27 protein-coding genes and 1 pseudogene are annotated in these 26,710 nt (G+C 62.0%); 16 read left to right on the forward strand and 12 right to left on the reverse strand.

The features are described 5' to 3' along the window. Nucleotide 1: 1 nt before the first annotated feature. Nucleotides 2-1,069, forward strand: coding sequence for an ornithine cyclodeaminase (ocd, locus tag NKJ73_RS28245; protein WP_352571844.1), 1,068 nt, complete (start codon nucleotides 2-4; stop codon nucleotides 1,067-1,069). A gap of 16 nt (nucleotides 1,070-1,085) precedes the next feature. Here ocd and NKJ73_RS28250 read toward each other — a convergent pair whose 3' ends face one another. Further along, nucleotides 1,086-1,247 carry a hypothetical protein gene (locus tag NKJ73_RS28250; protein ID WP_023677058.1) on the reverse strand — a complete coding sequence of 54 codons (162 nt, stop codon included), beginning with the start codon at nucleotides 1,245-1,247 and terminating at the stop codon, nucleotides 1,086-1,088. A 271-nt stretch (nucleotides 1,248-1,518) separates the two neighbouring features. Between NKJ73_RS28250 and NKJ73_RS28255 the strand changes: the two genes are divergently transcribed. The 4 genes from NKJ73_RS28255 to NKJ73_RS28270 are packed head-to-tail and all read left to right on the forward strand — an operon-like array spanning nucleotide 1,519 to nucleotide 6,944. Continuing rightward, nucleotides 1,519-3,468, forward strand: a complete 1,950-nt coding sequence (locus NKJ73_RS28255; RefSeq protein ID WP_352571845.1) for a PrkA family serine protein kinase — start codon at nucleotides 1,519-1,521, stop codon at nucleotides 3,466-3,468. Between the two features lie 19 nt (nucleotides 3,469-3,487). After that, nucleotides 3,488-4,810, forward strand: a complete 1,323-nt coding sequence (locus tag NKJ73_RS28260) for a YeaH/YhbH family protein (RefSeq protein WP_352571846.1) — start codon at nucleotides 3,488-3,490, stop codon at nucleotides 4,808-4,810. After that, nucleotides 4,810-6,348, forward strand: a complete 1,539-nt coding sequence (locus NKJ73_RS28265) for a SpoVR family protein (protein WP_352571847.1) — start codon at nucleotides 4,810-4,812, stop codon at nucleotides 6,346-6,348. Before NKJ73_RS28260 ends, NKJ73_RS28265 begins: the two co-directional genes overlap by 1 nt. After that, the gene (locus NKJ73_RS28270) at nucleotides 6,345-6,944 is read left to right on the forward strand and encodes a DUF1772 domain-containing protein (RefSeq protein ID WP_352571848.1); all 600 of its coding nucleotides are present in this window, start codon (nucleotides 6,345-6,347) and stop codon (nucleotides 6,942-6,944) included. Before NKJ73_RS28265 ends, NKJ73_RS28270 begins: the two co-directional genes overlap by 4 nt. 112 nt (nucleotides 6,945-7,056) lie before the next feature. On the opposite strand, the gene NKJ73_RS28275 is transcribed toward NKJ73_RS28270, so the two are convergent. After that, a complete protein-coding gene (locus tag NKJ73_RS28275; RefSeq protein ID WP_352571849.1) occupies nucleotides 7,057-7,302 on the reverse strand; it encodes a hypothetical protein in 246 nt (81 codons plus the stop codon). 48 nt (nucleotides 7,303-7,350) lie between these two features. After that, nucleotides 7,351-9,351, reverse strand: coding sequence for a protein-L-isoaspartate(D-aspartate) O-methyltransferase (locus NKJ73_RS28280; RefSeq protein ID WP_352571850.1), 2,001 nt, complete (start codon nucleotides 9,349-9,351; stop codon nucleotides 7,351-7,353). 302 nt (nucleotides 9,352-9,653) lie between these two features. Between NKJ73_RS28280 and NKJ73_RS28285 the strand changes: the two genes are divergently transcribed. Both NKJ73_RS28285 and NKJ73_RS28290 read left to right on the forward strand, forming a co-directional pair. Then, nucleotides 9,654-12,065: a phosphoketolase family protein gene (locus NKJ73_RS28285; protein WP_352571851.1), complete on the forward strand. Its 2,412-nt coding sequence runs from the start codon at nucleotides 9,654-9,656 to the stop codon at nucleotides 12,063-12,065. Then, the gene (locus NKJ73_RS28290; protein ID WP_023677066.1) at nucleotides 12,065-13,246 is read left to right on the forward strand and encodes an acetate/propionate family kinase; all 1,182 of its coding nucleotides are present in this window, start codon (nucleotides 12,065-12,067) and stop codon (nucleotides 13,244-13,246) included. Before NKJ73_RS28285 ends, NKJ73_RS28290 begins: the two co-directional genes overlap by 1 nt. Nucleotides 13,247-13,283: 37 nt before the next feature. Here the strand turns inward: NKJ73_RS28290 and NKJ73_RS28295 are convergent. Next, nucleotides 13,284-13,439: pseudogene (locus NKJ73_RS28295) on the reverse strand (histidine kinase); the annotation flags it as partial. Nucleotides 13,440-13,600: 161 nt separating this feature from the next. Beyond that, nucleotides 13,601-13,816, reverse strand: a complete 216-nt coding sequence (locus tag NKJ73_RS28300) for a KTSC domain-containing protein (RefSeq protein WP_023677068.1) — start codon at nucleotides 13,814-13,816, stop codon at nucleotides 13,601-13,603. Nucleotides 13,817-13,945: 129 nt separating this feature from the next. Between NKJ73_RS28300 and NKJ73_RS28305 the strand changes: the two genes are divergently transcribed. Further along, nucleotides 13,946-14,548: an alpha-ketoglutarate-dependent dioxygenase AlkB gene (locus NKJ73_RS28305; protein WP_023677069.1), complete on the forward strand. Its 603-nt coding sequence runs from the start codon at nucleotides 13,946-13,948 to the stop codon at nucleotides 14,546-14,548. 54 nt (nucleotides 14,549-14,602) lie between these two features. Here the strand turns inward: NKJ73_RS28305 and NKJ73_RS28310 are convergent, their stop codons facing one another. Next, entirely contained in the window at nucleotides 14,603-15,067 is a 465-nt protein-coding gene (locus tag NKJ73_RS28310; protein WP_352571852.1) for an NUDIX hydrolase, read from the reverse strand. A 119-nt stretch (nucleotides 15,068-15,186) separates the two neighbouring features. Between NKJ73_RS28310 and ku the strand changes: the two genes are divergently transcribed. From ku to NKJ73_RS28330, 4 genes are all read left to right on the forward strand, one after another. Further along, entirely contained in the window at nucleotides 15,187-16,020 is an 834-nt protein-coding gene (gene ku / locus NKJ73_RS28315) for a non-homologous end joining protein Ku (RefSeq protein WP_352571853.1), read from the forward strand. 93 nt (nucleotides 16,021-16,113) lie between these two features. After that, complete coding sequence (locus tag NKJ73_RS28320) at nucleotides 16,114-17,514, forward strand: PAS domain-containing HWE histidine kinase family protein (RefSeq protein ID WP_352571854.1); 1,401 nt, start codon at nucleotides 16,114-16,116, stop codon at nucleotides 17,512-17,514. A 75-nt stretch (nucleotides 17,515-17,589) separates the two neighbouring features. Beyond that, the gene (locus NKJ73_RS28325; RefSeq protein WP_352571855.1) at nucleotides 17,590-17,961 is read left to right on the forward strand and encodes an avidin/streptavidin family protein; all 372 of its coding nucleotides are present in this window, start codon (nucleotides 17,590-17,592) and stop codon (nucleotides 17,959-17,961) included. 128 nt (nucleotides 17,962-18,089) lie between these two features. Then, nucleotides 18,090-18,506, forward strand: a complete 417-nt coding sequence (locus NKJ73_RS28330; protein WP_352571856.1) for an HD domain-containing protein — start codon at nucleotides 18,090-18,092, stop codon at nucleotides 18,504-18,506. A gap of 32 nt (nucleotides 18,507-18,538) precedes the next feature. On the opposite strand, the gene NKJ73_RS28335 is transcribed toward NKJ73_RS28330, so the two are convergent. Together NKJ73_RS28335 and NKJ73_RS28340 are read right to left on the reverse strand one after the other, a co-directional pair. Beyond that, complete coding sequence (locus NKJ73_RS28335; protein WP_352473066.1) at nucleotides 18,539-18,949, reverse strand: DUF427 domain-containing protein; 411 nt, start codon at nucleotides 18,947-18,949, stop codon at nucleotides 18,539-18,541. A gap of 63 nt (nucleotides 18,950-19,012) precedes the next feature. Next, nucleotides 19,013-19,915 (reverse strand): alpha/beta fold hydrolase, encoded by a 903-nt coding sequence (locus NKJ73_RS28340; RefSeq protein ID WP_352571857.1) that lies wholly within the window; start codon nucleotides 19,913-19,915, stop codon nucleotides 19,013-19,015. 243 nt (nucleotides 19,916-20,158) lie between these two features. Here NKJ73_RS28340 and NKJ73_RS28345 point away from each other — a divergent pair, with 243 nt between their 5' ends. From NKJ73_RS28345 to NKJ73_RS28360, 4 genes are all read left to right on the forward strand, one after another. After that, nucleotides 20,159-20,974 carry an endonuclease/exonuclease/phosphatase family protein gene (locus NKJ73_RS28345; protein WP_023677076.1) on the forward strand — a complete coding sequence of 272 codons (816 nt, stop codon included), beginning with the start codon at nucleotides 20,159-20,161 and terminating at the stop codon, nucleotides 20,972-20,974. A gap of 63 nt (nucleotides 20,975-21,037) precedes the next feature. Beyond that, nucleotides 21,038-22,438 carry a phospholipase D family protein gene (locus NKJ73_RS28350; RefSeq protein WP_352571858.1) on the forward strand — a complete coding sequence of 467 codons (1,401 nt, stop codon included), beginning with the start codon at nucleotides 21,038-21,040 and terminating at the stop codon, nucleotides 22,436-22,438. 84 nt (nucleotides 22,439-22,522) lie between these two features. Beyond that, nucleotides 22,523-22,705, forward strand: a complete 183-nt coding sequence (locus tag NKJ73_RS28355; RefSeq protein WP_352571859.1) for a hypothetical protein — start codon at nucleotides 22,523-22,525, stop codon at nucleotides 22,703-22,705. A 211-nt stretch (nucleotides 22,706-22,916) separates the two neighbouring features. Further along, nucleotides 22,917-23,210 (forward strand): hypothetical protein, encoded by a 294-nt coding sequence (locus NKJ73_RS28360; protein ID WP_352571860.1) that lies wholly within the window; start codon nucleotides 22,917-22,919, stop codon nucleotides 23,208-23,210. A 47-nt stretch (nucleotides 23,211-23,257) separates the two neighbouring features. Here NKJ73_RS28360 and NKJ73_RS28365 read toward each other — a convergent pair whose 3' ends face one another. The 4 genes from NKJ73_RS28365 to NKJ73_RS28380 are packed head-to-tail and all read right to left on the reverse strand — an operon-like array spanning nucleotide 23,258 to nucleotide 26,422. Further along, entirely contained in the window at nucleotides 23,258-23,512 is a 255-nt protein-coding gene (locus NKJ73_RS28365) for a cytochrome C oxidase subunit IV family protein (RefSeq protein WP_023677081.1), read from the reverse strand. Beyond that, the gene (locus NKJ73_RS28370) at nucleotides 23,509-24,147 is read right to left on the reverse strand and encodes a cytochrome c oxidase subunit 3 (protein ID WP_352571861.1); all 639 of its coding nucleotides are present in this window, start codon (nucleotides 24,145-24,147) and stop codon (nucleotides 23,509-23,511) included. The genes NKJ73_RS28365 and NKJ73_RS28370 overlap by 4 nt, the downstream gene beginning before the upstream one ends. Then, nucleotides 24,144-25,781 carry a cytochrome c oxidase subunit I gene (ctaD, locus tag NKJ73_RS28375; protein WP_352571862.1) on the reverse strand — a complete coding sequence of 546 codons (1,638 nt, stop codon included), beginning with the start codon at nucleotides 25,779-25,781 and terminating at the stop codon, nucleotides 24,144-24,146. Before ctaD ends, NKJ73_RS28370 begins: the two co-directional genes overlap by 4 nt. Next, nucleotides 25,778-26,422: a c-type cytochrome gene (locus NKJ73_RS28380; protein WP_352571863.1), complete on the reverse strand. Its 645-nt coding sequence runs from the start codon at nucleotides 26,420-26,422 to the stop codon at nucleotides 25,778-25,780. The genes ctaD and NKJ73_RS28380 overlap by 4 nt, the downstream gene beginning before the upstream one ends. Nucleotides 26,423-26,710: the final 288 nt, after the last annotated feature.

Here is a 26,710-nt window from a genome sequence, read left to right on the forward strand (position 1 = left end):
CATGACGGTCAATTTGAACATCGTTCCGTTCGTCAGCGTCGACCGCATGATGAAGCTGGTGCTTGCCATCGGCATCGAGCGTTTTCTGGTCGAACTCGCCGCCTATATCGAAGAGGATTTCAGGCGTTGGGAGCTGTTCGACAAGACGCCGCGCGTCGCCTCGCACAGCATTGACGGCGTCATTGAGCTGATGCCGACCAGCGACGGGCAGCTTTACGGCTTCAAATATGTCAACGGGCATCCGAAGAACACGCGTGACGGCCGTCAGACCGTGACCGCTTTCGGCGTGCTTGCCGATGTCGGCAACGGCTATCCGATGCTGCTTTCGGAAATGACCATCCTGACCGCCCTGCGAACGGCGGCCAGCTCGGCGGTTGCCGCGAAATACCTCGCTCCCAAGGCCGCCCGGTGCATGGCGATCATCGGCAATGGCGCGCAATCGGAATTTCAGGCCATTGCGTTCAAGGCGCTGCTTGGCGTCGACAGGCTGCGCCTCTACGATATCGACCCGGCGGCCTCGACCAAATGCATGAAGAACCTTGCCGGCATGGGTTTCGACATCAAGCTCTGCGCGTCGGCGCAGGAGGCCGTCGAAGGTGCAGAGATCATCACCACGGTGACCGCCGACAAGCGGTCGGCAACAATCCTGACCGACAACATGGTCGGGTCCGGCGTGCACATCAACGCGGTCGGCGGCGACTGCCCGGGCAAGACCGAGCTGCATCGCGACATTCTGCTGCGCTCGAATATTTTCGTCGAGTATCCGCCGCAGACGCGCATCGAAGGCGAGAGCCAGCAACTCGATGCGGACCATCCGATCACCGAATTGTGGCAGGTGATGACAGGAAAGGCAGCAGGCCGGACGGACGCCGGACAGATCACGCTGTTTGATTCTGTCGGCTTTGCGATCGAGGATTTTTCCGCGCTGCGCTACGTCCGCGATCAGCTTCAGCGGACCGGCCTTTACGAGGAACTAGACCTTCTGGCCGATCCCGATGAACCGCGTGACCTGTTCGGCATGCTGCTGCGCGCCGAAAAAGTGGCCGGGCTGGCGGTTGCCGGCAGCTGAGCTGCGATCCTGTCGGTCAGTCCTTCTTTTCCTGGTACAGGCGCTCGGTCGCGCGGTCGCTTTCCCTGCGCTCCGCCGGGCCGCGACGGCGCTGCGTGAGCAGGGCGTAGGCGATCAGGATTGCCAGCAGCAGTGGACCGCCTGCAACAACGAGCAACCACAAACTAGTCTCAAACATCGAACCGTCTCCTTTCCTTCACAACCGGGAAGGACCAGAACCGTTCCTCCGTCTTATCGGAGGTCGCCCGCACGGCGTGGCGCGATTCAGGATTTAATGCTTCGAGCGGGGCGTTCCACGCCTTGTCTGCACTCAGGATGCCCTTATCTAGAGTCTTATCATTCGGTCACAGGCACTCTCTGCAAAGTGAAGGGAACCACAAGGGCTTTCCGACATTTGGTTGTTCAAGAGACAAACGTGCAGCCACACCGGCTCCGGGGCTAGGAATACCATGCGTGAGAATCAATCCGACGTCTTCGATCTGTTTTCCGAGGTTTACAAGAATGCGGCGCAGGAGGAGATAAGCCTCCAGCAATATCTGCTTGCCTGCCGCGAGGACAAGTCGATGTACGCCTCGGCGCCCGAGCGGATGGTCGAGGCGATTGGCGAGCCGACCTTTGTCGATACCAGCAAGGACGAGCGGCTTGGCCGTATTTTTTCGAACCGGACGATCAAGATCTATCCGACCTTCGCCGACTTTTACGGCATGGAGGATACGATCGAGCGTATCGCCGGTTATTTCCGCTATGCCTCGCAAGGGCTCGAGGAACGCAAGCAGATACTCTATCTCCTCGGCCCGGTCGGCGGCGGCAAGTCCTCGCTTGCGGAGCAGCTGAAAAGGCTGATGGAGCAGCGTCCGATCTATACGCTGAAGGTCGGCGGCCAGGTCAGCCCGGTGTTCGAATCGCCGCTCGGGCTGTTCGACCCCGACCGCATGGGCGACCTTTTGGAGGACAAATACGGCATCGCCCGGCGGCGACTGAACGGCCTGATCTCGCCCTGGGCGGCCAAGCGCCTCGACGAATTGTCCGGCGACATCTCCAAATTCAGCGTCGTCAAGCTGATGCCGTCCAGGCTTCGCCAGATCGGCATCGCCAAGACCGAGCCGGGCGATGAGAACAACCAGGACGTTTCGGCCCTGGTCGGCAAGGTCGACATCAGGCAGCTGGAAAACTTCAGCCAGTCCGATCCGGATGCCTATTCCTATAGCGGCGGCCTGAACCGGACCACGCAAGGACTGCTCGAATTCGTCGAGATGTTCAAGGCGCCGATCAAGGTGCTGCATCCGCTGCTGACCGCGACCCAGGAAGGCAGCTACAACGGCACCGAGAATTTCGGCGCTTTCCCCTATCAGGGCATCATCGTTGCCCATTCCAACGAATCGGAATGGCTGCAGTTCAAGAACAACAAGAACAACGAGGCGTTCCTCGACCGTATCCTGGTGGTCAAGGTGCCGTATTGCCTGCGGGTCACCGAAGAGCGGCAGATCTACGAGAAGCTGTTGCGCGAAAGCGAATTGGCCTCCAGCCCCTGCGCTCCGGAAGTGCTCGATATCCTCAGCCGGCTCACCGTTTCGACCCGCCTGGCCGAACACGACAATTCGCCGCTCTACACCAAGATGCGCGTCTATGACGGCGAGAACCTCAAGGAAACCGATCCCAAGGCGAAGTCGGTCCAGGAGTACCGAAACGCGGCCGGTGTCGATGAAGGCATGACCGGCGTCAGCACCCGCTTCGCCTTCAAGATCCTGTCGCAGACCTTCAACTACGACACCGAAGAGGTGGCCGCCGATCCGGTGCATCTGATGTACATCCTGGAAGAGGCGATCAAGCGCGAGCAGTTCCCGAAGGAAACAGAGGCGGACTATCTCGATTTCATAAAGTCGGAGCTGGCGACCCGTTATGCCGAGTTCATCGGCCACGAGATCCAGAAGGCTTATCTGGAATCCTATAGCGAATACGGCCAGAACCTGTTCGACCGCTACATCGCCTATGCCGATGCCTGGATCGAGGATCAGGACTACAAGGATACCGATACCGGCCAGATCCTCAATCGCGAGGTTCTGGACAACGAACTGTCGCAGGTCGAAAAGCCGGCCGGCATCGCCAATCCCAAGGACTTCCGCAACGAAGTGGTGAAGTTCACGCTGCGCGCGCGGGCCAGAAACCATGGCCGCAACCCATCATGGACAAGCTACGAAAAGCTGCGCGAAGTCATCGAGAAGCGGATGTTCGGGCAGGTCGAAGATCTGCTGCCGGTGATCAGCTTCGGCTCCAAGCAGGACAGCGTGACGGAGAAGCGGCATACCGAATTCGTGCAGCGGATGATCCAGCGCGGCTACACCGAGCGCCAGGTCCGCCGGCTGGTGGACTGGTACATGCGGGTGAACAAGGCGGGTTGAAGCCAGCCCGGGGTAACATATGCCGATCTTCATCGATCGCCGACTGAACCCGAAGGACAAAAGCCTCGGCAACCGGCAGCGTTTCCTGCGGCGGGCGCGCGAAGAGTTGAAGCGCACCATCCGCGATCAGATCCGCACCGGCAAGATCGCCGACGTGGACGCCGAGCATGCCGTTTCGATGCCGGCGCGAGGCACCGGCGAGCCGAGCTTCAAGGATGCCCGGAACAGCGGCAGCCGCCAGCACGTCCTGCCCGGCAACAAGCATTTTGCCCCAGGCGACCGGCTGCCTAAACCCGGCCAGGGCGGCGGCATGGGATCCGCCCCGGGGAGAACCGAATCGGAGGACGATTTCCGTTTCGTGCTGTCGCGCGAGGAGGTGCTCGACCTCTTTTTCGAAGACCTCGAACTGCCTGATATGGTCAAGCTCAACCTCAAGGAGATCCTCGCCTTCAAGCCGCGCCGGGCCGGCTTCGCCGCGACCGGCTCGCCAACCAACATCAATGTCGGGCGCACGATGCGCAACAGCCATGGCCGCCGCATAGCGCTCAGGCGTCCCAAGCAGGAGGCGGTCGACGCTGTCGCGCAGGAGATCGCGACGCTGGAGGCGAAGCCGCAAAACGCCGAGATGCGGCAGCGCATCGTGGCGCTGCAGGAAGAGCTTGAGCGGCTGGAGCGCCGCCGCAAGCGGATCGCCTTTGTCGATCCGGTCGATATCCGCTTCAACCGCTTCGACGCCCAGCCGGTGCCGAACGCCAATGCGGTGATGTTCTGCCTGATGGACGTGTCCGGTTCGATGGGCGAACGCGAGAAAGATCTGGCCAAGCGCTTTTTCGTGCTGCTGCACCTGTTCCTGAAACGGCGCTATGACCGCACCGAGGTGGTCTTCATCCGCCACACGCACGAGGCGCAGGAGGTGGACGAGGAAACCTTCTTCTACAACACCCAGAGCGGCGGCACGGTGGTTTCCACGGCGCTCGAGGAGATGCACCGCATCGTCGAGCAACGCTATCCCAGCCGCGAATGGAACATCTATGTCGCCCAGGCCTCGGACGGCGACAATTTCGTCACCGATTCCGAGCGCTGCATCGCCTTGCTCGACGAACAGATCATGCGGCTTTGCCAGTATTTCGCCTATGTCGAGATCCTCGACGAGCGTGAGAGCCACATCTTCGGCGCCACCGACAACGGCACGTCGCTGTGGCGTGCCTACAGTGCGGTCAAGCTGAGATGGTCGAACTTCCAGATGAGCCGCATCGCCACGGCGGCCGACATCTACCCGGTTTTCCGCCAGCTCTTCGCCAGACAGCCGGGTTATCAAAAGAGCGCTGAAAGAGGGGGCTGATGGCGAGCAAATCCGGGTTGCTGTTTTCCGGTTCCGACTGGGATTTCAGGACGCTGTCGCGTGCCTACGAGACCATCGAGGCGGTCGCCACCGAAGAGCTCCACCTCGACGTCTATCCGGTGCAGATGGAGATCATCTCCTCAGAACAGATGCTCGACGCCTATTCCTCTGTCGGCATGCCGCTGATGTACCGGCACTGGTCGTTCGGCAAGCACTACCTCTACCAGGAATTGCTCTATCGCAAAGGCGGACGGGGGCTCGCCTATGAACTCGTCATCAATTCCAATCCCTGCATCGTCTATCTGATGGAGGAAAACACCATGGCTCTGCAGGCCCTGGTGACGGCGCACGCGGCACTCGGCCATAACCATTTCTTCAAGAACAATTATCTGTTCCAGCAGTGGACGGACGCCAGCGCCATCCTCAGCTATCTCGACTTCGCCAAGGGCTACATTTCCCGCTGCGAGGAGCGGCATGGCGTCGATGCGGTGGAAGAGATCCTCGATGCCGCACATGCGCTGATGGAACAGGGCGTGTTCAGATATCACCGGCCGCCGAAACTGTCGTCGGAAAAGCAGCGCGAGGGCGTTCGCGAGCGCCTGGAATACGAGGAGCGTTCCTACAATGACCTATGGCGCACGCTGCCGCCTTCGAAGGATGGCACCAAGCCCCGCGAGACGGATACAATGGCGGAGCGCAGGAAATCGCTCAAGCTGCCCGAGGAAAACCTGCTTTATTTCCTGGAGAAGAACAGCCTGATCCTGGAACCCTGGCAACGTGAGGTCATCCGGATTGTCCGCGTCATCGCGCAGTATTTCTATCCGCAGCGCCAAACGCAGGTGATGAACGAGGGCTGCGCGACCTTCGTGCACTACACGCTGATGAACCTTTTGTTCGACCGCGGCCTGATCGGCGAAGGCGCCATGCTGGAAGTGCTGCGCAACCATTCGAACGTGATCTTCCAGCCGGGCTTCGACGATCCGCGCTTTTCCGGCATCAACCCTTACGCGCTGGGCCTCGACATGATGCAGGACATCCAGCGCATCTCGACCGCGCCGACCGCCGAGGACCGCGACTGGTTTCCCGATATCGCCGGCAATGGCGACTGGCGCCAGACCCTGCTGGACGCCTGGGCCAACCATCGCGACGAGTCCTTCATCCGCCAGTATCTGAGCCCTACCCTGATCCGGAAATGGCGGTTCTTTGTGCTTGCCGATGCGGCCAACGATCCGCACTACGAAGTCGCCTCGATACACAATGAGCGCGGCTACGAGAGCATCCGCGCCGCACTCGCCCACAGCTACGACATCGGCGCCAGCCGGCCGGATATCCAGGTGGTGGACGTGGACCTGCTCGGCGATCGGCATCTGCGCCTGCAGCATAAGGTCAAGGACGGCATAGTGCTGGAAGGCGGCAGCCGCGACGCCACGCTGCGCCATATCCGCAAGCTCTGGGGCTACGAGGTCAGCATGGCTGCGGTCGACGCACAGACCGGCGCCACAGTCCACGAACGGTCGACCAGCCAGATCGGGGAATGACCGAACCGGACTTGCCGGCGAAGTCGGGTGTCGTTGCCTTTATCGGATCACCAACCACCCTAAGTACGCGCGCGCCACGAGGGCATCATTCAGGGAGCAGGAAAATGCGCGCATTGATGATCGCCACCCTCCTTCTGGTCGCCGTCTCGATGGCGCTCTCGCTCGCGCACGCACTGGAATTGCCCGGCAAGTTGCGCCTCAAGGAGGCCACCTACAGATCAGTGCAGGCGATCTACTATCCCGGCTTCACGATCGGCGGCTTTGCCGAGATCGGCGGCATCATTGCCCTCGCCATCCTGCTCTACCTGACGCCTTATCCAAGCGCTCGATTCTGGTGGACCTTGGCGGCGCTTGCCTTCTTGCTGGCGGAACATGCGACCTATTGGTTGATCACGCATCCCGTCAATAATTTCTGGGTGCAAGACGTTGCCATGCCGCAATCAGCCGCGACGTTTTTTTCAATGTTCTCTCGAAAGCAGACCGGCGACTGGAGAGACTTGCGCAACGTCTGGGAGGCTTCGCATGTCGCCAGGGCAGGCCTGGCGATGCTGAGCCTCGTCTCAATTGCTATCGCCGCGACATTTTTTGCTGAATAGCGCCAGGGATCAAGACGGCCCTCGTCCGCCAACTTGCCGCCACGAACGCTGCATCCGTCAGATCAGGGAACGGAACCGGCGTACTATCTTAACGTCAAGCGATCCTGCCGTTTCAGCGGTCGGCGCGATGCTTGTTGTGGGCGCTTTCCTGGTGCTCGCCGCGGATTATGTTGCGGTCGTCGGGATCGGCAATGTCCTTCGGGTCCGATCTGAGCTCGGCACCGCGCCGGAACGCCTCGCGCTCTTGCCTGGTCTTTTTCAAATCCGCTTCGGCGTCGAAATCCTTGCCGGCGTTTTTCGTGTTCTCGCGCTCTTCGATGACGCGCAATTGCTGCTCATGAGTCTTTTTTCCGGCCATCGGTGACCTCCTTCTTTTGATTTTCCGCTTTCCCAGGGTCCAAATTCGCTACAGCCCGAAAGGATAGGTCTCGGGAAGGCCTGTCCCCGCATGTTCCGGCCCAAGCGGCGTCACGGCACTGGTTTCATCGAACCAGACGAAAGCATCGAACTGGCGGGCGAGCGAGGCGTCCGCATAGTGGCTGTGCAGCTCGGTTTCGGGCCGGTAGATGACGCCGATAAAGCGTTCCAGCCGGCGCTCCAGAAGCCGTTCGCGCAGCGTGTCGTCGCGCTCGAAATCGAGCAGGAAAGGCGAGACGCCGCTGTCGTGGCAAAGCCGCTCATAGCTGTCGTTGTGGGAAGGCCGAACCGGTTTCACTTCCATGTCGCCGTCCCAGTCGGTGGCGGCGGCCACCGTCCCGGAATGTGTACTGAGCCCGATCAAGGCAACCTCGTCGCCAAAACGCAGGCGGCAGAGCTGGCCGATATTCACTTCGTCCCTAACGATCCCCATCTCGGTGTAGCGGGCATCGCCGATATGGGAATTATGTGCCCACACCACCGCCTTGGCGTTCGGGCCGCGGGCCTGCAGCAGGTGCTCCAGCGTTTCGAACATATGGGTGTCGCGCAGGTTCCAGGATTGCGCGCCGCCGTAATACATGGTGCGGTAATAGCGCTCGGCGGAGGCGACCAGACGGGCATTCTGGCTCGCGTCGAGGAAATCGATGCCGTCCTGCTGCGCGTAGTCGAGCTCTCTGGAAAGCAGTTCCCGGCATTGCTCGAGCACGGCCTTCTCGCATTTCTGGTAGCCGGAGGTGAGTGCGACACGGCCATAGGTGGCCGGGTCGTTCTGCCACGGCGTCAGGCAGCCATAGCGTTCGCGCGCGATCCTCGCCGCCTGCGGATCGACCCGGTCGAGATATTGCAGGACCGCCGCAATCGATCCGCCCATATTGTAGATGTCTAGGCCATAGAATCCGGCCCGCCGGGAGGATATGCTGATCCGCTCATTACGCACTCGCATCCAATCGACGAACGCCGCGACGTCGGTGTTGCGCCACATCCAGGTGGGAAAGCGCTGGAACGGCGGCGCGGCGCCCGGCCGCGGCGGTCGATGGCGGACGTAGCGGTCGATCGCCGCGGCATCGGGCCAGTCGGCCTCGACCGCGACGATGGTGAAGCCATGCTTCTCGATCAGCCTGCGAGTGATCGCGGCGCGCGCACGGTAGAACTCCGACGTGCCGTGGCTGGCTTCGCCGAGCAAGACGACGCGGCGGTCGGCAAACCGGTCGAACAGCGCACCGAAGGCAGGATCGTCGAAATCCGGAAGCGGTTCGGCGGCGGCCGCTATCATCTGCGGCAGGCTGCTTCTGCGCTGATGCCGGTGCGGAAGATCGGCCGCTATTTGGCTGTCGCTGCCTGGCTCGCCCCAGCCTTGCTCGCCGATCAGCGGAACAAACCGCACGCCGCCGAAATCCTCCTCGGTGTAGGTTGCGGCGCCGGTACGGGTGACCTTGAGCAGGCGCTGCGAGTCGAATTCATCGCCGACCGGGATGACAAGCCGGCCAGCGACATCGAGCTGTTCTTGCAGAGCGAGCGGTGCGCCGGGCCCAGCGGCCGCAACCAGGATCGCATCGAAGGGTGCCGCCTCAGGCCAGCCCTTGGTGCCGTCGCCGGTGCGGACTTCGATATTGTCGTAGCCAAGCTTTTTGAACCGTTGCCTTGCCGTTTCAGCCAACGCGGCGTGGCGCTCGATCGTGTAGACGCGTTCGACGATCCGGCTCATTACGGCAGCCGCATAGCCCGAGCCGGTGCCAACCTCGAGGACGTGGTCGCCGGCTCCGACCTCGGCCATTTCGATCATGAACGCAACGATGTAGGGCTGCGATATCGTCTGACCTTCGGCGATCGGCAGCGGCCCGTCCTCATAGGCGAATTCTTCAAAGCCAGGATCGACGAAAGCCTCGCGCGGGACCTCGCGCATCGCCTGAAGGACATTGCGGTCGCGAATGCCACGGCGGCTCAAGTGGATGTCGACCATTTGGTTGCGGGCATGGGAGAGATCGAGCATCTTTTTGCTCCTCCTATGGGCCTCCGCTACAATCGCCCAAGCTGCTCAACGCCACCTCGGCCGGCTCGTATCTCAGGGCCTCGGCAGTCCCCTTGGATTCAAGCAATGCGGTGCATCTCCCTAACCGTTAGCAAGCCCCGAGGTTCCCCAAAAGACCGACCCGCTTTTGTGTGGCGAGGCGGGTTGCAGCATCGGCAAGCGGGCGCTAGCCACGCCGCCCAAACTTATTTCGAGGCAAATCCTTTCTCCGACGCGGCGCCACTCCAGATAACGACGGACGAGGGTATTCCGGAGGCATTTCCATGAACGACGAGGCTCGCACCGCTGCGCACACGACCGGCCTTGACCAGGTCGATCTGATGGACCGCTACTGGCGCGCCGCGAACTACATTTCGGTTGGCCAGATCTATCTGCTCGACAATCCGCTCTTGCGCGAGCCCTTGCGGCCCGAGCACATCAAGCCACGGCTGCTCGGCCATTGGGGCACGACGCCCGGCCTCAATTTCATCTATGTGCATCTGAACCGGATCATCCGTGAACGTGGTCTCGATGTCCTGTTCATCTGCGGGCCGGGTCACGGCGGCCCGGCAATGGTCGCGAACACCTGGCTCGAGGGCTCCTACAGCGAAATCTATCCCGAGGTCGGCGGGGACGAAGACGGCCTGCGCAAGCTGTTCCGGCAGTTCTCGTTTCCCGGCGGAGTGCCGAGCCACGCGGCTCCGGAGACGCCCGGCTCGATCCACGAAGGCGGAGAGCTCGGCTATGCGCTGGTCCATGCCTTCGGCGCCGCCTTCGACAATCCGAACCTTGTGGTTGCCTGCGTCGTCGGCGACGGCGAAGCCGAGACCGGCCCGCTCGCCGCGGCCTGGCATTCCAACAAGTTCCTGAACCCGGCATCCGACGGTGCCGTCCTGCCGATCCTGCATCTCAACGGCTACAAGATCGCCAGCCCGACCATCCTCGGCCGCATGGAAGACGAGGCGTTGCGCAGCCTGTTCCTCGGCTATGGCTACGAAACCTTTTTCGTGGAAGGCCATGAGCCTGCCCCGATGCATCGGGAGATGGCCCGCACGCTCGATACCGTGCTCGACCGGATCCACTCCATCCAGGAGCCTGCAAGAGCCGCGGGCTGGAAGGGAGAGCGGCCGCTGTGGCCGATGATCGTGCTGCGCAGCCCAAAGGGCTGGACCGGGCCGAAAGAGGTCGACGGCAAGAAGGTCGAGGATTTCTGGCGCTCGCACCAGGTCCCGGTGTCGAACGCACGAGGCGATGCGGCGCACCGGCAGATCCTCGAAGACTGGATGCGCAGCTACGAACCGAAGACGCTGTTCGACGAACGCGGGCATCTCCTGGCGGAGCTCGCGGCGCTGGCACCGACAGGGTCAAGACGCATGGGCGCAATCCCCTACGCCAATGGCGGCCTGCTGAAACAAGACCTCGTGCTTCCCGATTGGAAAGGCCTCGCGCTCGACGTACCGCGTCCGGGCGGCACTGTCGGGGAGGCGACGCGGACCGTCGGCAGCTATCTTCGCGATGTGATCCGCTTGAACGCCGAGGCCAGGAATTTCCGGCTGATGGGACCCGACGAGACGTCCTCCAACCGCCTCGACGACGTGTTCGAGGTTACGGATCGGGTCTGGATGGAGCGGATCGAGCCTTACGACGTCCATCTTTCCCGTGACGGCCGCGTCATGGAAGTGCTCAGCGAGCATCTTTGCCAAGGCTGGCTGGAGGGCTATCTGCTGACCGGCCGCCACGGCCTGTTCTCGTGCTACGAGGCGTTCGTCCACATCATCGATTCCATGGTCAACCAGCACGCCAAATGGCTGAAGACCTCCGGCGAACTTGCCTGGCGCAAGCCGATCGCCTCGCTCAACTACCTGCTGACCTCGCATGTCTGGCGACAGGATCACAACGGCTTCAGCCATCAGGACCCAGGCTTTGCCGATTTCGTCGCCAACAAGAAGGCCGACACGGTCAGGCTCTATTTCCCGCCCGACGCCAACACGCTGCTGTGGATCACCGACCATTGCCTGAAAACCTACAACCGCATCAACGTCATCGTCGCCGGCAAGCAGCCGGCGCCGCAATGGCTGTCCGCCGAAGACGCGGAAGCACACTGCAAGGCCGGCGCCGGCATCTGGGAATGGGCCGGGACGGTTGCCAAGGGCGAAGATCCGGATGTGGTCCTGGCCTGCGCCGGCGACGTGCCGACGCTGGAGACGCTGGCTGCAGCCGATATCCTGCGCTCGGGCATTCCGGACCTGAATATCCGCGTCGTCAATGTCGTCGACCTGATGATTTTGCAGTCGAATTCCGAGCATCCGCATGGCTTTGCCGATGACAGGTTCGACGCGCTGTTCACCAGGGCCAAGCCGGTCATCTTCGCCTATCACGGCTATCCCTATCTCATTCACCGTCTGACCTACCGGCGCGCCAACCACGACAACATGCATGTGCACGGCTTTCGCGAGGAAGGCACGACGACGACGCCGTTCGATATGGTGGTGCTCAACCAGCTCGACCGCTACCATCTCGCGCTCGCCGCGATCGCGCGTGTGCCGGGGCTGGCCGAGCGGGCGAAGGATCTTGCCGCGGCGTTGCACGGGAAATTGGCTGAACACACGGCCTATGTCCGCGAACATGGCGAGGACATGCCCGAGATCCAGAAATGGTCTTGGCCGCAGGACGGCGCGACGAGGGCCGGCGATTGATGCGACGATCGATCCTTGCGTTGAATGCCGGCTCGTCGAGCATCAAGTTCGGGCTTTACGATCTTGGAGTGTCCGCTGAGCTGGATCTTGCCTCGCGCGGTTCGCTGGATTTGGGCGATGCGCCAAGGCTGACCGCAAAAGCCGCCGATGGGGCGGTGCAGTGCGATCGGCCACTTGCAGCAGACGCATCGCCCGATTTAGGCATCGGCCAGATGCTGCAATGGATCGAGAACGAACTTGGCGGAAGGAAACTCATCACCGCCGGCCATCGCATCGTCCATGGCGGCCGCGACTTCGTCGAACCTGTCCGCCTGACGCCGACAATTGTCGAGGCTCTCGACAGGCTGACGCCGCTTGCGCCACTGCACCAGCCGCGCAGCCTCGCGCCGATCCGGGCGCTTGCCGCGTTGCGGCCCGACCTGCCGCAGGTCGGATGCTTCGACACCGCCTTCCATCGGACCATCGAGCCTCTGGTCAGCCGTTTCGCGCTGCCGCGCCGCTATGAGGCAGACGGCATCCACCGCTACGGCTTTCACGGGCTTTCCTACGAATATGTCGCCGGCCGGCTCAAGCAGATATCGCCCGATCTGGCGGCGAAAAGAACCATCGTCGCCCATCTCGGCAATGGGGCGAGCCTGTGCGCCATGCGCGCCGGGCGCAGCGTCGATACGACGATGGGCTTTTCGGCGCTTGACGGCCTGGTCATGGGCACGCGCTGCGGCGCCATCGATCCGGGCGTGCTTTTGTACCTGCTGCTGGAAAGAGGCTTTTCGGGAGAGGCGCTGCAGCACATGCTCTATGAGGAATCCGGCCTGCTCGGCGTGTCCGGTATTTCCGGCGACATGCGCTCGCTGGAGGCCAGCGACGACCGCCGGGCGCGCGAAGCGCTGGAGCTTTTCGCCTTCCGCGCCGGCAGGGAAGTTGCCGCCCTCGCCAACACGCTGGGTGGCCTCGAATGCCTGGTGTTCACCGCCGGCATCGGCGAGCACTCGGCCACGGCCCGTAAAGCGATTTGCGACAGGCTTGGCTGGCTTGGCGTGGCGATCGACGAGGCCGCCAACCGCTCTCATGCCGCGCTGATGAGCCAGGCGGAGAGCAAGGTGGAAGTCCGCGTCGTGGCGACCGACGAAGAAGGTGTCATCGCCCGCCACACGCGCAAGGTAATGGAGGGGCCCGGCTGAGGCGGATGGCCTCGAATGGCGGCGCTTGCTCGACCGGCTACGTCGCGAGGGCGGCCGATCTGTTGAACACGATGGTCACCCGCGTTCCTTTGCCGGGGGCAGAATCCACCTCGAACCGGGCTTTGGCATTTTCGGTCAGCGATTGAGCGATCAGTGCTCCGAGCTTGCCGGGTTTCGGCCAGGTCTCGCCTTCGCTCGGTTTTTTCGGCTTCGGCGGACATTCCAAGCTTTCGATGTTTTGGGTGGGACCATGATCAATATCAGGTCGCTCGCCAACTGCGAAGTCCGCTCATTGCCACCACGCGGCCAGGCATGGCGGAGAGCCGAGATCGTGGTTGAGAAGCGGCTGAAGGCTCAGCTCGAATGGCTCTGCTCGACCAGATGGTATTTGTACCGGTCGCGAATATGCTCGTTGAAGAACCGGCCCTTTGACGAGGCTTTGCGGAATGCCGCGTGGACCTGCGGCGGCACGTCCTCGTAATCATAGCGGCTTCCGCTCGGGGCGAACCATACGGAGAGGATCCTCGTCGCCGGTTGGTAATCGATGCTTCTGATCGCAGTTGAAGGCATCCTCGACAGGTCCAATGCTCGGCAGTGCTCCATTCCATATCGTCATGTGAATAACCCTGCACGGAGAGCGAGGTTCCTTGCTACCGAAGCAGCCTTGCCGCTACGGGCCGGCTTCACCAAATACGGTTGATGCCATCGCCCAAGACATCGGCTGCAGCCCGCCAGGGCGATCTCTTTGCCGCCGCCGACGACCTGCCGGAAGGATTCCGCTACCGGCCCGAACTGATCACGCCGGACGAAGAAGCAGCGTTGGCGAGCCAGCTCGCAAGCCTGCCTTTTCAGGCCTTCGACTTTCACGGCCATCTGGCAAACCGGCGGGTGGTCGGTTTTGGGCTGCGTTATGATTACGACCGGCGCGAAGTCGTCGAGGCACCGCCGATACCCGGCTTTCTGCTGCCGCTCAGGGAAAAGGTTGCAGCCTTCGCCCGCCTGCCCGCCGAGACCTTCGTGCAGGTGCTGATCAACGAGTACCGGCCGGGCGCCGGTATCGGCTGGCACCGCGACAAGCCTCATTTCGAGGCCGTCGCCGGTGTTTCCCTGCTGGCCGCCTGCAGCTTTCGCCTGCGGCGGAAAAACGGCACGCGATGGGACCGCAAGACGGTCACCGTCGAGCCAAGATCGGCCTATCTGATGACGGGCGCCGCGCGCAGCGAATGGGAGCACAGCATTCCGCCGGTTGCGGAGCACCGCTATTCGATCACGTTGCGCACGCTGCGGCCGCAACGCGCTTAAAGCAGAGCGGTGAGGAAGCCCGAGCACTGCCCTAAGAACTGGGCTGAAACAAATTCATCCGTCGCCATGCCGGCCGGCAAAGTCCGCCAACATGGCGCGCTGGCCTTTCAGTATCTTGAGGTTGGCTTCAGGCAGGGAGAACCAGCCCGCTTTGTCGACTTCGGCAAATTCCTTCATCGAGCCGGACCTTGGCGGCCATTCCATGACGAAGGTGTTGCTGCTGATGGCGTCGCTGTCGAAATCCGCCTCGACGCACCATGCGATGACGAGCTTGCCGCCCGGCTGCCTGTAGCTGCCAAGGCTTTCGAAATCCCCGTCGATGGCAAGACCGAGTTCCTCTTCGGCCTCGCGTTTTGCTGCCGCCAGCTCGTCCTCGTTCTCGTCGACCAAGCCCTTCGGGATCGACCATGCGCCGTCGTCCTTCTTCGCCCAGAATGGTCCGCCCGGATGCACCAGCAACACCTGGAGATGTCCTTCCCTTCGGCGAAAGATGAGCAATCCTGCGCTGCGTTGGGCCATTCCGCTATTCCCCTGACGAAAATGAAACAAGCGTCCGGGCCGGCATGTGGAACAGCCTGCCATGGCGGAACGATTTCCGCGCGCAGCCGTTCCGTCCGTTCGACAAATGAGTGATCGACATGGCGACGCCGCGAGCTGCCTGGAAGGGCTTTATGAAAGTCGGATCGGTTTCCTGTGGCGTCAAGATCATCGGTGCCGTCAGCGAGGCCGAGAAAGTGCATTTCAGGATCCTGAACCGCAAGGACGGTCTCCCGGTCAAGAGCGCCTATCTAGACGAGGAGACCGGCGACACGGTCGAGGCGGCGGAGCAGGTAAAAGGCTATGAGGTCGAAAAGGGTGAGTTCATCCATATAGAGCCGGACGAAATCAAGAAACTGAAGATGGTATCGCAGCATACGCTCGAGATCGGCGAGTTCGTGCCTGCCGCCGAAATCGACGCACGCTACCTCGAAAAACCCTACTATCTGGTTCCGGCCGATGCGCCCTCCACGGAGGCTTTCGCGGTGATCCGGGACGCGATGGCCAGGAAAAAGGTAGCAGCCCGCTCCTGCGTCGTGCTCTACCAGCGAGGCCGAGAGGTGCTGATCCAGCCGCTGGGCAAGGGCATGGTAATGACGGAATTACGCAACCACAATGAAGTGGTCGCGGCGGACGCGGTGTTCGAAGGGCTGAAGGCTCGCAAGGTCGATCCCGAGATGCTGGAAATCGCGCAATTGCTGATCGACAAGAAGCCGGCCAAATTCGACCCGTCGAAGTTCGACGATACTTATGAAAAGGCGCTGGTTGCAATGATCGAGGCCAAGCGCAAGGGCAAGAAACCGCCCAAGCCGGCACCTGAGCCCAAGACGAACGTCATCAATCTCGCCGATGTTCTGCGCAAAAGCCTGGCGCAGGAAGGCGGCAAGGCTCCCAGCAAGAAGCCGAGAACGGCCCCGAAACGAAAATCAGCCTGAATGTCCGAAAGCGGATCGAACGGAACCGAAAACGCTCGCGCGCATTTAGATGACGTAGCAATCCGTCGGCAAGCCAAGCGGAGCGGGGGACTGGTGGACGTCGTTGAACTAAGGACTGGCGGGATCCCGCAAGTTTCCTCCGCCGATCTGATGCAGGCGTTGCCTGTGGCCGTCTACACCACCGACAAACAAGGCTACATTACCTTCTTCAACGAAGCCGCTGCCGATCTCTGGGGATATCGTCCGGTTATCGGCCAGGATCGCTGGTGCGGGTCATGGAAGCTTCGCCACCTCGACGGGCGACCGATGGCGCATGACGAGTGTCCAATGGCCGTTGCCTTGCTCGAGGAGCGGGACGTTCGTGGGGGCCGAGCCATCGCCGAGCGGCCGGACGGCCAACTCATCCCGTTCAGTGCGCATCCGGTCCTGCTTCGCAATGAAGCCGGCGAGGTTGTCGGCGCCATCAACACCCTGCTCGACCTGCGCGTGCAGACGCTGGCCGACGACGCCGGCATAAGGCTCGCCGCCATCGTCGAATCCTCGATGGACGCCATCGTGTCCAAAGACCTGAACGGCATTATCACCAGCTGGAACGACGCGGCACAACGCCTGTTCGGCTATACGCCCGCCGAGGCGATCGGGCGCCCGGTGACGATCCTCATCCCGCCCGACCACCTGGATGAGGAAGCCATGATCATCAGCCGCATTCGCGCCGGCGAACGGATTCCTTCATACGAGACTATCCGGCAGCGCAAGGACGGCACCCTGGTTCCGGTTTCGCTCACCATCTCGCCTATACGCGACGGCATCGGGCGTATCATCGGCGCCTCCAAGATCGCGCGCGACATCAGCCCCCACAAGGAAAGCGAACGGCGCATCCGCACACTCATGCGCGAAGTCAACCATCGCGTTAAAAACCAGTATTCGGTGATCGTCTCGATGATCCGCGAGACCAGCAAGCTGGCGGGTACGCCAGAGGCCTTCCTTTCACGGGTCCGGGAACGCATCATGGCGCTTTCGGAATCGCACGACCTCCTGGTCGATGCGGAATGGCGTGGCGCGACCATCGGCGAATTGATCCATGCCCAGACCAAGGCCTTCGCGACACAGGCCCGGCTGTCGATGAGCGGGCCGATGATCATGCTGCAGCCGAACGCCGTGCAATATCTCGGCATTGCCTTTCACGAGCTGGCCACCAATTCGGTAAAGCACGGAGCGCTGTCGCACCATGACGGACGGGTCGAGGTCGAATGGACCGTGACCCCAGCCGCCGATGGCAGCGATGGCTTCCGCCTTGTCTGGCGGGAGCTGGACGGACCATTGGTGGATGAAAACACGCGACGCGGTTTCGGAACGGTTGTGCTCAAACGCGTCACGCCGCAGGCGCTCAGCGGCACCGGCCGCCTGGAATTCGCCAGGCACGGCATCAGCTGGACGCTGGAAGCGCCGCTGCGCTTCGTTCAGATGTCGACGGCCGGCATCGCGGCTGATTGAAGGCCGCTGCCTCGGCCGCGGCTTGGCGGCCGTGTGTTAGCGCAATCCCTGTGGTAGCAATCAGGAGGAGCAGCGATGAGTTGGCTGGGCACCTGGCGGAATCAGTACGGGTCGGTGGTCGAACTGACCAGCGAAGAGGGCGGACGGATCAGCGGAACCTTCAGGACGGCGCTAGAGGACAGCGCCTTCTTCGGCATGACCGTGCCGCTGTTCGGAGCCTGCCATGGAGATGTCATCGGCTTCACCTGCGCGGCCGAAGGGCGGGTCGGAGCCGCAGCGGTGAGCTATACCGGCATTCTCAGGGATGGGAAGCTGGAGATGCTGTGGCACACCGTTGCGGATGCCGCTCTGTCGGCGGAAAAGGAAGGTGCCCCGGCCCGAGCCAGGAAACTGCCCGCCTGGCGCGCCTTTGGAACCAGCCTCGACAGTTTTGAACGCGTCTCCTGACGTGTCGGGCCCGCCGCCGCGGCATTCAGCTCGCAAGTGAGGCAGCAGGGTTCCCGCGGTGCATCGGAACTCGCGCTGACGATGGCGCGTTAGCCAGGACATGCGCTGTTCGTTACGGGGTCGACCTAATGAGCGTGCTTTATCGCGCAGCGAAAATCGCCGAACAGGCTCATGCCGGGCAGACGGACAGGACAGGGCGGCCTTATATCGAACATTGCCGCCGGGTCGTCGATGCCGTCGAAACGCTCGACCAGAAAGCCATCGCCTATCTTCACGACGTCATCGAAAAAGGCGACGGCTGGAACCGCGACCGGCTTGAGGCGGCCGGGTTCGGGCCGTCCATCGTATCGGCCGTCGACGCCATGACGCGGCTGCCGAACGAGGGCGATGCCGCGTTCGTTCGCAGGGCTGCGGCCAACCCGCTGGCATTGCCGGTCAAGCACGCCGATCTCGCCGACAATCTATGGCAGGCACGGCAGATCGGTGCCTCGACAGCGAAATACGAAGACGGCCTGCGCATTCTCAGGGAAGAGTTCGCGAGCTGACGGACAGCTGGCGGCTGTCGCCGATGTGGGGTCTACTCGGTGACGTGCGGCGTGTGCCGCTTGTCTTCCGCGGGATCGGCGTCGATCCGCGCCCTGCCGGGATCGAACGCACCATGGCGGGCGATCGCCAATGCCGGGGTGTCGGGCGTCTCGTAGGCCCACATGAAGTCTTCTGCCGACGAACCGACCGCATGAACACGCCAATAGCTTGCCGTGCCCTTCAGCGGGCCGTGGCTCGTCGTGTTCGTCTTCTCCAAGAGGTCGAAATAGATGTCCTCGAAGGGTATGTAGAAAACAGGATCATGGCCGTCTTCATAGAGCACCTTTGCCCGCTCGCTCGACGCAATAATGGCATCGGAGAACCGAACGGTTACGGTTCCATCGAACGGGACAATCCTGAGCGGGCCTGGGCGGGGGGCGGAATCTGCGGCTAAGGACTGCATTCGACTTCTCCGTTGACTGCGCTGCCTTCCCGAAACGTACTATCGCCGGTCAGGGTTCCAGTTCTACGCTTCTCCTCTTCCGAAACTGTCGAGGAACCCGACAAGGTGATCGGCAACGCGCTCGGGTGCTTCGCGCGTCGGAAAGTGGCCGATGCCAGCCAGAAGCTGGCGCTCGTAATGGCCCGTGAAGTATCGTTCCTTGCCTTCGGACGATTGCGGCAGCACAACGCGGTCGGCATCGCCGTGGATCGTCAGAGTAGGCGCGGGAATGGACTTGGCGGAAATCTGGCGCCGGGCAAGATCGGCGTAGCGCGGATCGGGATCGGCTTCGCCCCAGCGAACCCTGTAGGAGTGCAACGTCACGTCGGCCCAATCGGGATTTTCGAAGGAAGCGGCAACGCTGTCAAAAAGCTCTTCCTCGAACCAGCCGGGCGGGCTCCAGCTTTCCCATTGAAAATGCGCGAACGCCTTGCCTTGCTGGCGAACGATCTCGGCGCCGCGATCCGTTGCCATGAACCATTGGTACCAGAATGCCCTGACCTGGTCCAACGGCGGCGTTGCGAATTCGCCCGGCTGCCAGCCAAGCGACAATGCCGAGCAGCAGCGTATCCGTTCGGGAAATACCGAGGCGAGCAGGTAAGCGATCCGAGCGCCCCAATCGTGGCCGACGACCGCAAAACGGCCGAGGGCAAATGCGTCGGCGAAATCGATCACGTCCTGAGCCATGGCGGCAATTTCACCGGATCGCATGGTCTCGTCCGACAGGAAGGTGGTTTTGCCGAACCCACGCAGCCACGGCGCAAAGGTGCGGAAACCAGCACGATGCAGGACAGGCGCAATGCGCGTGAAGGTGGTTGCGTCGTCCGGCCAGCCGTGGAGAAGCAGGACGGGCGCGCCGGCTCCAGGGCCGCCAGCGATGTACGCGATGCGCAGCAACGGCGTGGTGCAGAAGGCGGGTGTTTCCATGATCCGGCCATCCCGTTTCGATCACGCCGCATGGCGTCAGATCGTTTTCGGCGCAAGTTTGCTGAACCGCGCGCGGCTGCGATTGTTCCATGACAGAGGCAGACTTCCGGTGAAACCTCACCGCTGCTCGCGGTGGAAGAAGACCGACGGGAACGGTTCTGCAAGGTCGTCGTTGTTTCAGACCTCCGCACGCGCCATAATCGCAATGGCCGCCACTCGCCGACTCAACAGCAAATGGACCACATGCTGGATCGATCGCCTACCCTCCCAAGGTCGCTTGGCGCTGCGCTGCGAAGGGAAGTGCCGCGGTTTGCGGCACCCGGCAATGAAATTTCATGCACTACGGTTGCATCCTACAATGTACATAAATGCGTCGGCACCGACGGCAGGTTCGATCCGGAGCGGGTCGCGGCCGTGGTCAAGGAACTCGACGCCGATATCATTGCTTTGCAGGAGGCCGACGAAAGAACCGGAAGCAGGCAGGGATTGCTGGATCTCGCAGCACTCGAGCGCGACAGCGACCTCGTCCCCACACACATCCCGGAAAACCGCCGCAGCCATGGCTGGCATGGAAATCTGATCCTGGCACGCCGCGGCGTGGTCGAAAGCGTGAACCAGATCCGGCTGCCCGGCCTGGAGCCGCGCGGCGCGGTCATCGCGGACCTGGAGCTGAAGGGCGTCTCGCTCAGGATCATAGCCGCACATTTCGGCTTGCTGCGGCGCTCGCGCTCGCAGCAGGCCAACGCGCTGGTCGAAGCCACGCACCCGGTTCTGCGGCCAACAATCCTGCTCGGCGACCTCAACGAATGGCGGGTCCGCAACAGGTCTTCGCTGCTGGCCCTGCTGCCGCATTTCGGTCCGATCGATGCGGTTCTGCCGAGCTTTCCGTCGCGCTTTCCGCTGTTTGCGCTCGACCGCATCCTGGCCAGGCCGCCGCACCTGATTTCCAGCATCGAGGTGCACAAGACGCCGCTGGCGCAGCGGGCTTCCGATCATCTGCCGATCAAGGCCCGGCTGAACCTGGACGCGATACGGCAGCCGCGACTGCAACCAGAATGAACCTGAAGGGTTGTTAGTCAGATTTCAGACGGTTTGCTTCGCTGATGTTTGTCGGTGCACTTTATGGATACAGCCATTTCGCGGTTTGCCCGGGACAAGATCGCTGCCGGCAATAGCGGGCTGGTGCTGATCGCCGACAATTATGACGCGTTTGCCGCACGAATCCTTGCCGCGCGCAGTGCCACCAGCAGCCTCGACCTGATGTACTATCTCTGGCACGACGACCATAGCGGCCGGCTGCTGATGCAGGAGGTCGTCAAGGCGGCGGAGCGCGGTGTCCGCGTCCGCATGCTGCTGGACGATATAAATCCGCGCAACAGCGACGCCGCTTACCTGGCGCTCAACAGCTACAAGAACATCGAGCTGAGGCTGTTCAACCCCAGCGGCATGAGGAACGGCAGCATCTTTCGCTCGCTGGAGATGGTCGCCCGGCTGTTTGCGATGACCCGCCGCATGCACAACAAGGCCTGGATCGCCGACGGGAGCCTGGCCATCGTCGGAGGAAGAAATATCGGCGATGCCTATTTCGACGCCGCGGAGACAAATTTCCGTGATCTCGACCTGTTGCTTCTCGGTCCTGCCGTAGGGCAGACGATGCAGATCTTCGAGGCGTTCTGGAATTGCGAGGCGGCAAAGCCGATCCAGCTGCTCAATCCGGCTGCGGTGGGCTCGCGCGCCGATTTCCTCGACAATCTCGATGCGACCGCGGACGGCCAGCTTTTGAACAGCCTCAGTGCCTGGCGCACGATCACGGAGTTCATTGCAGCGCACAGCGACGTCTGCTGGACGAAAGGCGTTCGCGTCATTTCCGATCCGCCGGAAAAGGTGCGCGGCAAGCGGCGTAGGAACTGGCTGACCAAAGAGCTGCTTCCCGCTATCGCGGCGACCAGGCAGCGCCTCGAAATTGTCTCGCCCTATTTCATCCCCGGCCGCACCGGGTTGGCCATCCTGTCGAAGCTGGTGGATCGTGGCGCCGAGGTTGCAATCCTCACCAACTCGCTCGCCGCGACGGACGTCGCCGCCGTGCACGGCGCCTATGCCAAATACCGCCGCAAGCTGCTTAAAAAAGGTATCCAGCTTTTCGAATTGCAACCCTTCAACCGCCAGGCCAACATCTCCGTTTTCGGCTCAAAGGGAGCCAGCCTCCATACCAAGGCCTTTACGGTCGACGACACGCTGGGGTTTGTCGGTTCCTTCAATTTCGATCCGCGTTCGGTGTCGTTGAATGCGGAAATGGGCGTGCTTTTCCACGATGCCAATCTGGTGATGGAGTTGCGCCGGCTGTTCGAGCACGAAAAGTCACCGCAGACGAGCTATCAGCTGGTCCTGGACAAAGGCGCCTTGCGGTGGCTCGGCATGGCGGATGGCGAGATGCGGCAATGTTCGCGTGAACCGGAGGCCAGTCTCTATCGGCGCATCGTTGCAGCGCTGGTTGGCTGCCTGCCGATCGAATCGCAATTGTAGAAGCGACGGATTTGTCGGAACGCAACTCTTTGTCGGAACGGAAATGCGGGACCACGAGTTGTAACCGTTGTCCGGAGCATGCCGATGAAGACCACGATATACAGTTTTCTTGCCGAGCTCTTGCCGTTCTGGATGGCGCATAAACGCAAAATGCGCGCCGACCGCGCCGCTGAGCGGCCGGCACGACCGGCTGCTGCCGATGACGATGGTCGGCCGACAAGCGATCCGAATCGAGCAACACCGGCGCGTCGGCGCAACACGTCTTAGGGCGGGATGCTTTCAAATTAGATCCCGCTCCAACTGTCTGGTTAGACGCAATTCCGCGACGCCAAGTGATTCCATTTGGCTGCAGAAGCTCCAGTTCCTAGCAATCACGCTATCGTCAAGTATCGCTACCCGAAATCCGGCGTTGCCAAGCATCCATTTTGCAGCACGTACGTTAATGTGCACTACAGGGTTGCCGCTATAGGTGAGCGCCATGAGTGACAGTGCGATAGAATTCTTGCAGGACTGGATCCACGAAAACGTTCATGTGCCGCCGCCTCCGATCAGGCTTGAAAGGGAGGCGGAAATCCTCGCCAGGGAATGCAAGGAAGAGGCGGCCGACGCCGGCGTACCCATCGAAGACATCGAGGAAGAGGTTGGCGACCTCAAGGATCTGCTCGTCGCCAAGCTCGAAGACGCAGCCGAGGACGAGGCCAGGCAACTCAATGGCAATGGCCATGGCCAAAAGATTTCTACGTCAGCGGCCGAGCAAAAGCCGGCCCTGTAAGGCCGGTCCGAGCGCAGGCAAGGCATCACGAGGTGCGCCGCTTCGGCCTATTGTCCGATCAGCGTCAGCCCGAACAGGATCATCAGCCAAAACCCGGCAGCAGCGACCGCAAGACGCGGCAGGACGCCGTCGCTGGCCAGATGCATGAACAGGATGGCGATGACGGCGGTCTTGGCCGCGGCGATCACCAGATTGAGTGCCGAATTGAAGCCGCCGAGCGCGAGGAAGGACGAGCCGACGGTCAGGGCCAGCAAGGCTAAAAGCCCGATATAAGCAAGCGTGAGTTTGCGGAACTCGCTCATCTGTTGATCAGATAGAGGACGGGGAACAGGAAGACCCAGACGATATCGACGAAATGCCAATAGAGGCCGATTGCCTGCACGCGCCGGAACCGGCTGGCCTCGATCGTGCGTGGCCACAGCGCGAGGATGCCGCCGATGACGATTACGCCGCAAATCAGATGCAAGGCGTGCAGTGACGTCATCGCGAAATAGAGGCCGAAGAAGAATTCGGCATGAACAGGATCCGGGCCCTTATAGATGAAAGGTGCGCCGAGCACCGGCGCCAGCCCTTCGCTGAATTCCCTGGCGTACTCCGTCGCCTTGATCGCCAGGAAGACGACGCCGAGCAGCGCCGTCGCAGCCAATGCCCAGCCAGCGGCGCGCCATCGCCGCGCGGCCGTGTACATATGGGCGAGCGCCACAGCGAAACTGCTGGTGATCAGGACGACGGTGTTGGCCGTGCCCAACGGCAGCGACAGATGCTTCGCCGCCCCGGCGAAGGCGTCGCCATAACTCAACCGGGCAAACATGAAGACGAGCAGGATGGCGCCGAACAGCATCACCTCGGAGCCGATGAACACCCACATGGCAAAGCTGTCGGCTGCCGTTTCGCGAGCCGGCCGGTCGAAGGCGATGCTTGTCGTTGGTGACTTCAAACCAGATCCTCCACCGGGTCCGACCGTTTCTCGGTCAGGCCTTTCATCGGATAGTCGTAGGCTGGTCTGGTGACGGTCGGCATGCGATCGAAATTATGCGCTGGCGGCGGCGAGCTTGTTTGCCATTCCAACCCGGTCGCTCGCCACGGATTGGCCGGCGCCTGCGCGCCTCGAAACAGCGACCATGCCAAGTAGAGGAGCGGCATCAGATAGCCGATCGCCAGCACCACGGCGCCTGCCGACGACAGGATGTGCCAGAAAGCGAATTCCGGCGGATAGGTATGGTAGCGCCGCGGCATGCCCAGAAAGCCGAGCACATATTGCGGAAAAAAGGTCAGGTTGAAGCCGATGAAGGTGACCGCCGCGGCTATACGCCCCCAAACCTCCGAATACATTCGGCCGGTGAGTTTCGGCCACCAGAAATGCAGCCCTGCCATGTAGGCGGTCACCATGCCGCCGACCATGATGTAGTGGAAATGGGCGACGACGAAATAGGTGTCGTGAACGTGGACGTCGATGGCGAGCGCGGCAAGGAAAAGGCCGGCCAGCCCGCCGAAGGTGAACAATGCCAGGAAGAACAGCGCATAAAGCATCGGCGTCTCGAAGCTGATTTCGCCCTTGCGCAGCGTCAGGCTCCAGTTGAAGACCTTTATCGCCGATGGGATCGCGACGCAGAAGGACAGGAACGAAAACACCACGCCGGCATAGGCCGACTGCCCGCTGACGAACATGTGGTGGCCCCAGACGAGAAAGCCGAAGACGGCGATCGCCATCGAAGCCAGGGCGACGGCCTTGTAGCCGAACAGCGGCCGGCGGCTAAAGCAAGGCAGCACTTCCGAGACCACTCCCATACCTGGCAGGATCATGATGTAGACGGCGGGGTGCGAGTAGAACCAGAACAGATGCTGGAACAGCAGCGGATCGCCGCCGAGGGCGGGATTGAAGATGCCGATGCCGAAGACGCGCTCCAGCACGATGAGGATCAGCGATGCTGCAAGCACCGGCGTCGCCAGCACCATCACCAGGCTGGTGGCGTACAGGGTCCAGACGAAGATCGGCAGCCGGAACCAGGTGAGGCCAGGCGCTCGCAAGGTGTGGACGGTGACGATGAAATTGATGCCGGTCATGATCGTCGAAAAGCCGACGATGAAAACGCCGAATGCCGCGGTCGAGACAAACCCGTTGGCATAGAGCGTCGACAGCGGCGTGTAGAAGGTCCAGCCGGTGTCGACGCCGCCCAAAACCACCGAGGCGAGCGCGAACAGGCTGCCGAACATGAAGACGTACCAGCTTGCCAGGTTGAGCCGGGGAAAGGCGAGGTCGCGCGCGCCGATCATCAGCGGCAGCAGGAAATTGCCGAGCGTTGCCGGGATCGACGGCACCAGGAAGAACCACACCATGATGATGCCGTGCAGCGAAAACAGCCGGTTGTAGACATCGTCGGAGACCAGGTCGCCGGCCGGCGTCGCAAGCTCGATGCGCATCAGCACGGCAAAGGTTCCGCCGAGGAAGAAGAAGGCCGTCAGCGAGACGAAATAGAGCCACGCCACCCGTTTGTGGTCGGTTGTCAGCAGCCAGGAGCGCGGCCCGGCACCTTCTGCGAGATAGCTTGCCGACGCCAAATCGCTGCTCATTGCGGCGCCTCGTTTTTTGCCGCCGGTAACGAGGGAGATTGGAGCGATAGGGATTTGAGATAGGCCATCAGCATCTGCAGTTCGGCTTCGTCAACGAGACCGTCGAAGCTCGGCATCACCGGCTGGTAGCCGGCGGCGATTTCCTTGTTCGGGACAAGGATCGAATCGCGCAGATAGCGTTCGTCGGCGATGACCGTCTGCCGGTTGGCCAACGCCACCGGCTGGCCGAAAACCCCATCGAGGCCGGGCGCCCGCACCTTGCTGGAATTGCCGTGACAGCCGGAGCAGCCGAGCGCGCGGAACAGTTTCCCGCCGCTCGTGGCAAGGCTTTCGCCTTCACCTTGACTGCCGAGCCATGATGCATATTGCTCCGGCGCCAGCACCGTCACCCAGCCGCCCATCTCGGAATGCTGCGTGCCGCAATATTCGGCGCAGAACAGGTGATAACGCCCCGGCTGCGTGGCGATGAACCAGACATTGGCCGTGCGTCCGGGAACGGCATCCTGCTTGACCCGAAAGGCTGGCACGTAGAAGGAGTGGATGACGTCCTGTGATGCCAGCGACACCACCACCGCCTTGCCGACCGGCACGTGCAGCTCGTTGATCTCGCGCTGGCCGCCGGGATGGCGGAATTCCCACATCCATTGCTTGCCGAGGCCGGCGATCTCGACGGCGTCCGGTGGCGGACGGTCGCGCCGGACAAAAAAGGACTGCGCCCCAGCCGAAGAAGATGAAGGCCATCACCAGGCTGGCAATGGTCCACGTCATCTCCAGCGGCAGGCTGCGGGCACGCGCCCCTGTACGGTCGGCTGCGGAGCCGATACGATATTTGACGGCGTAGCCGACAACGAGAACGGTCAGGAACAGGCCGAGCGCGAGTGCGAAAGCCAGCAATGTGTAGAACAAGGCATCGACGCTGCCTGCGATGG

Origin of the sequence: Mesorhizobium sp. M0074 (genome assembly GCF_040322975.1) — a bacterium.
Taxonomy (GTDB): Bacteria; Pseudomonadota; Alphaproteobacteria; order Rhizobiales; family Rhizobiaceae; genus Mesorhizobium.

Coding starts and splice junctions, on each gene's coding strand:
- ocd (WP_352571844.1), top strand. CDS start 2: ATGACGGTCAATTTGAACATCGTTCCGTTCGTCAGCGTCGACCGCATG.
- NKJ73_RS28250 (WP_023677058.1), bottom strand. CDS start 1,247: ATGTTTGAGACTAGTTTGTGGTTGCTCGTTGTTGCAGGCGGTCCACTG.
- NKJ73_RS28255 (WP_352571845.1), top strand. CDS start 1,519: ATGCGTGAGAATCAATCCGACGTCTTCGATCTGTTTTCCGAGGTTTAC.
- NKJ73_RS28260 (WP_352571846.1), top strand. CDS start 3,488: ATGCCGATCTTCATCGATCGCCGACTGAACCCGAAGGACAAAAGCCTC.
- NKJ73_RS28265 (WP_352571847.1), top strand. CDS start 4,810: ATGGCGAGCAAATCCGGGTTGCTGTTTTCCGGTTCCGACTGGGATTTC.
- NKJ73_RS28270 (WP_352571848.1), top strand. CDS start 6,345: ATGACCGAACCGGACTTGCCGGCGAAGTCGGGTGTCGTTGCCTTTATC.
- NKJ73_RS28275 (WP_352571849.1), bottom strand. CDS start 7,302: ATGGCCGGAAAAAAGACTCATGAGCAGCAATTGCGCGTCATCGAAGAG.
- NKJ73_RS28280 (WP_352571850.1), bottom strand. CDS start 9,351: ATGCTCGATCTCTCCCATGCCCGCAACCAAATGGTCGACATCCACTTG.
- NKJ73_RS28285 (WP_352571851.1), top strand. CDS start 9,654: ATGAACGACGAGGCTCGCACCGCTGCGCACACGACCGGCCTTGACCAG.
- NKJ73_RS28290 (WP_023677066.1), top strand. CDS start 12,065: ATGCGACGATCGATCCTTGCGTTGAATGCCGGCTCGTCGAGCATCAAG.
- NKJ73_RS28300 (WP_023677068.1), bottom strand. CDS start 13,816: ATGCCTTCAACTGCGATCAGAAGCATCGATTACCAACCGGCGACGAGG.
- NKJ73_RS28305 (WP_023677069.1), top strand. CDS start 13,946: ATGCCATCGCCCAAGACATCGGCTGCAGCCCGCCAGGGCGATCTCTTT.
- NKJ73_RS28310 (WP_352571852.1), bottom strand. CDS start 15,067: ATGGCCCAACGCAGCGCAGGATTGCTCATCTTTCGCCGAAGGGAAGGA.
- ku (WP_352571853.1), top strand. CDS start 15,187: ATGGCGACGCCGCGAGCTGCCTGGAAGGGCTTTATGAAAGTCGGATCG.
- NKJ73_RS28325 (WP_352571855.1), top strand. CDS start 17,590: ATGAGTTGGCTGGGCACCTGGCGGAATCAGTACGGGTCGGTGGTCGAA.
- NKJ73_RS28330 (WP_352571856.1), top strand. CDS start 18,090: ATGAGCGTGCTTTATCGCGCAGCGAAAATCGCCGAACAGGCTCATGCC.
- NKJ73_RS28335 (WP_352473066.1), bottom strand. CDS start 18,949: ATGCAGTCCTTAGCCGCAGATTCCGCCCCCCGCCCAGGCCCGCTCAGG.
- NKJ73_RS28340 (WP_352571857.1), bottom strand. CDS start 19,915: ATGGAAACACCCGCCTTCTGCACCACGCCGTTGCTGCGCATCGCGTAC.
- NKJ73_RS28345 (WP_023677076.1), top strand. CDS start 20,159: ATGCTGGATCGATCGCCTACCCTCCCAAGGTCGCTTGGCGCTGCGCTG.
- NKJ73_RS28350 (WP_352571858.1), top strand. CDS start 21,038: ATGGATACAGCCATTTCGCGGTTTGCCCGGGACAAGATCGCTGCCGGC.
- NKJ73_RS28355 (WP_352571859.1), top strand. CDS start 22,523: ATGAAGACCACGATATACAGTTTTCTTGCCGAGCTCTTGCCGTTCTGG.
- NKJ73_RS28360 (WP_352571860.1), top strand. CDS start 22,917: ATGAGTGACAGTGCGATAGAATTCTTGCAGGACTGGATCCACGAAAAC.
- NKJ73_RS28365 (WP_023677081.1), bottom strand. CDS start 23,512: ATGAGCGAGTTCCGCAAACTCACGCTTGCTTATATCGGGCTTTTAGCC.
- ctaD (WP_352571862.1), bottom strand. CDS start 25,781: ATGAGCAGCGATTTGGCGTCGGCAAGCTATCTCGCAGAAGGTGCCGGG.
- NKJ73_RS28380 (WP_352571863.1), bottom strand. CDS start 26,422: ATGTGGGAATTCCGCCATCCCGGCGGCCAGCGCGAGATCAACGAGCTG.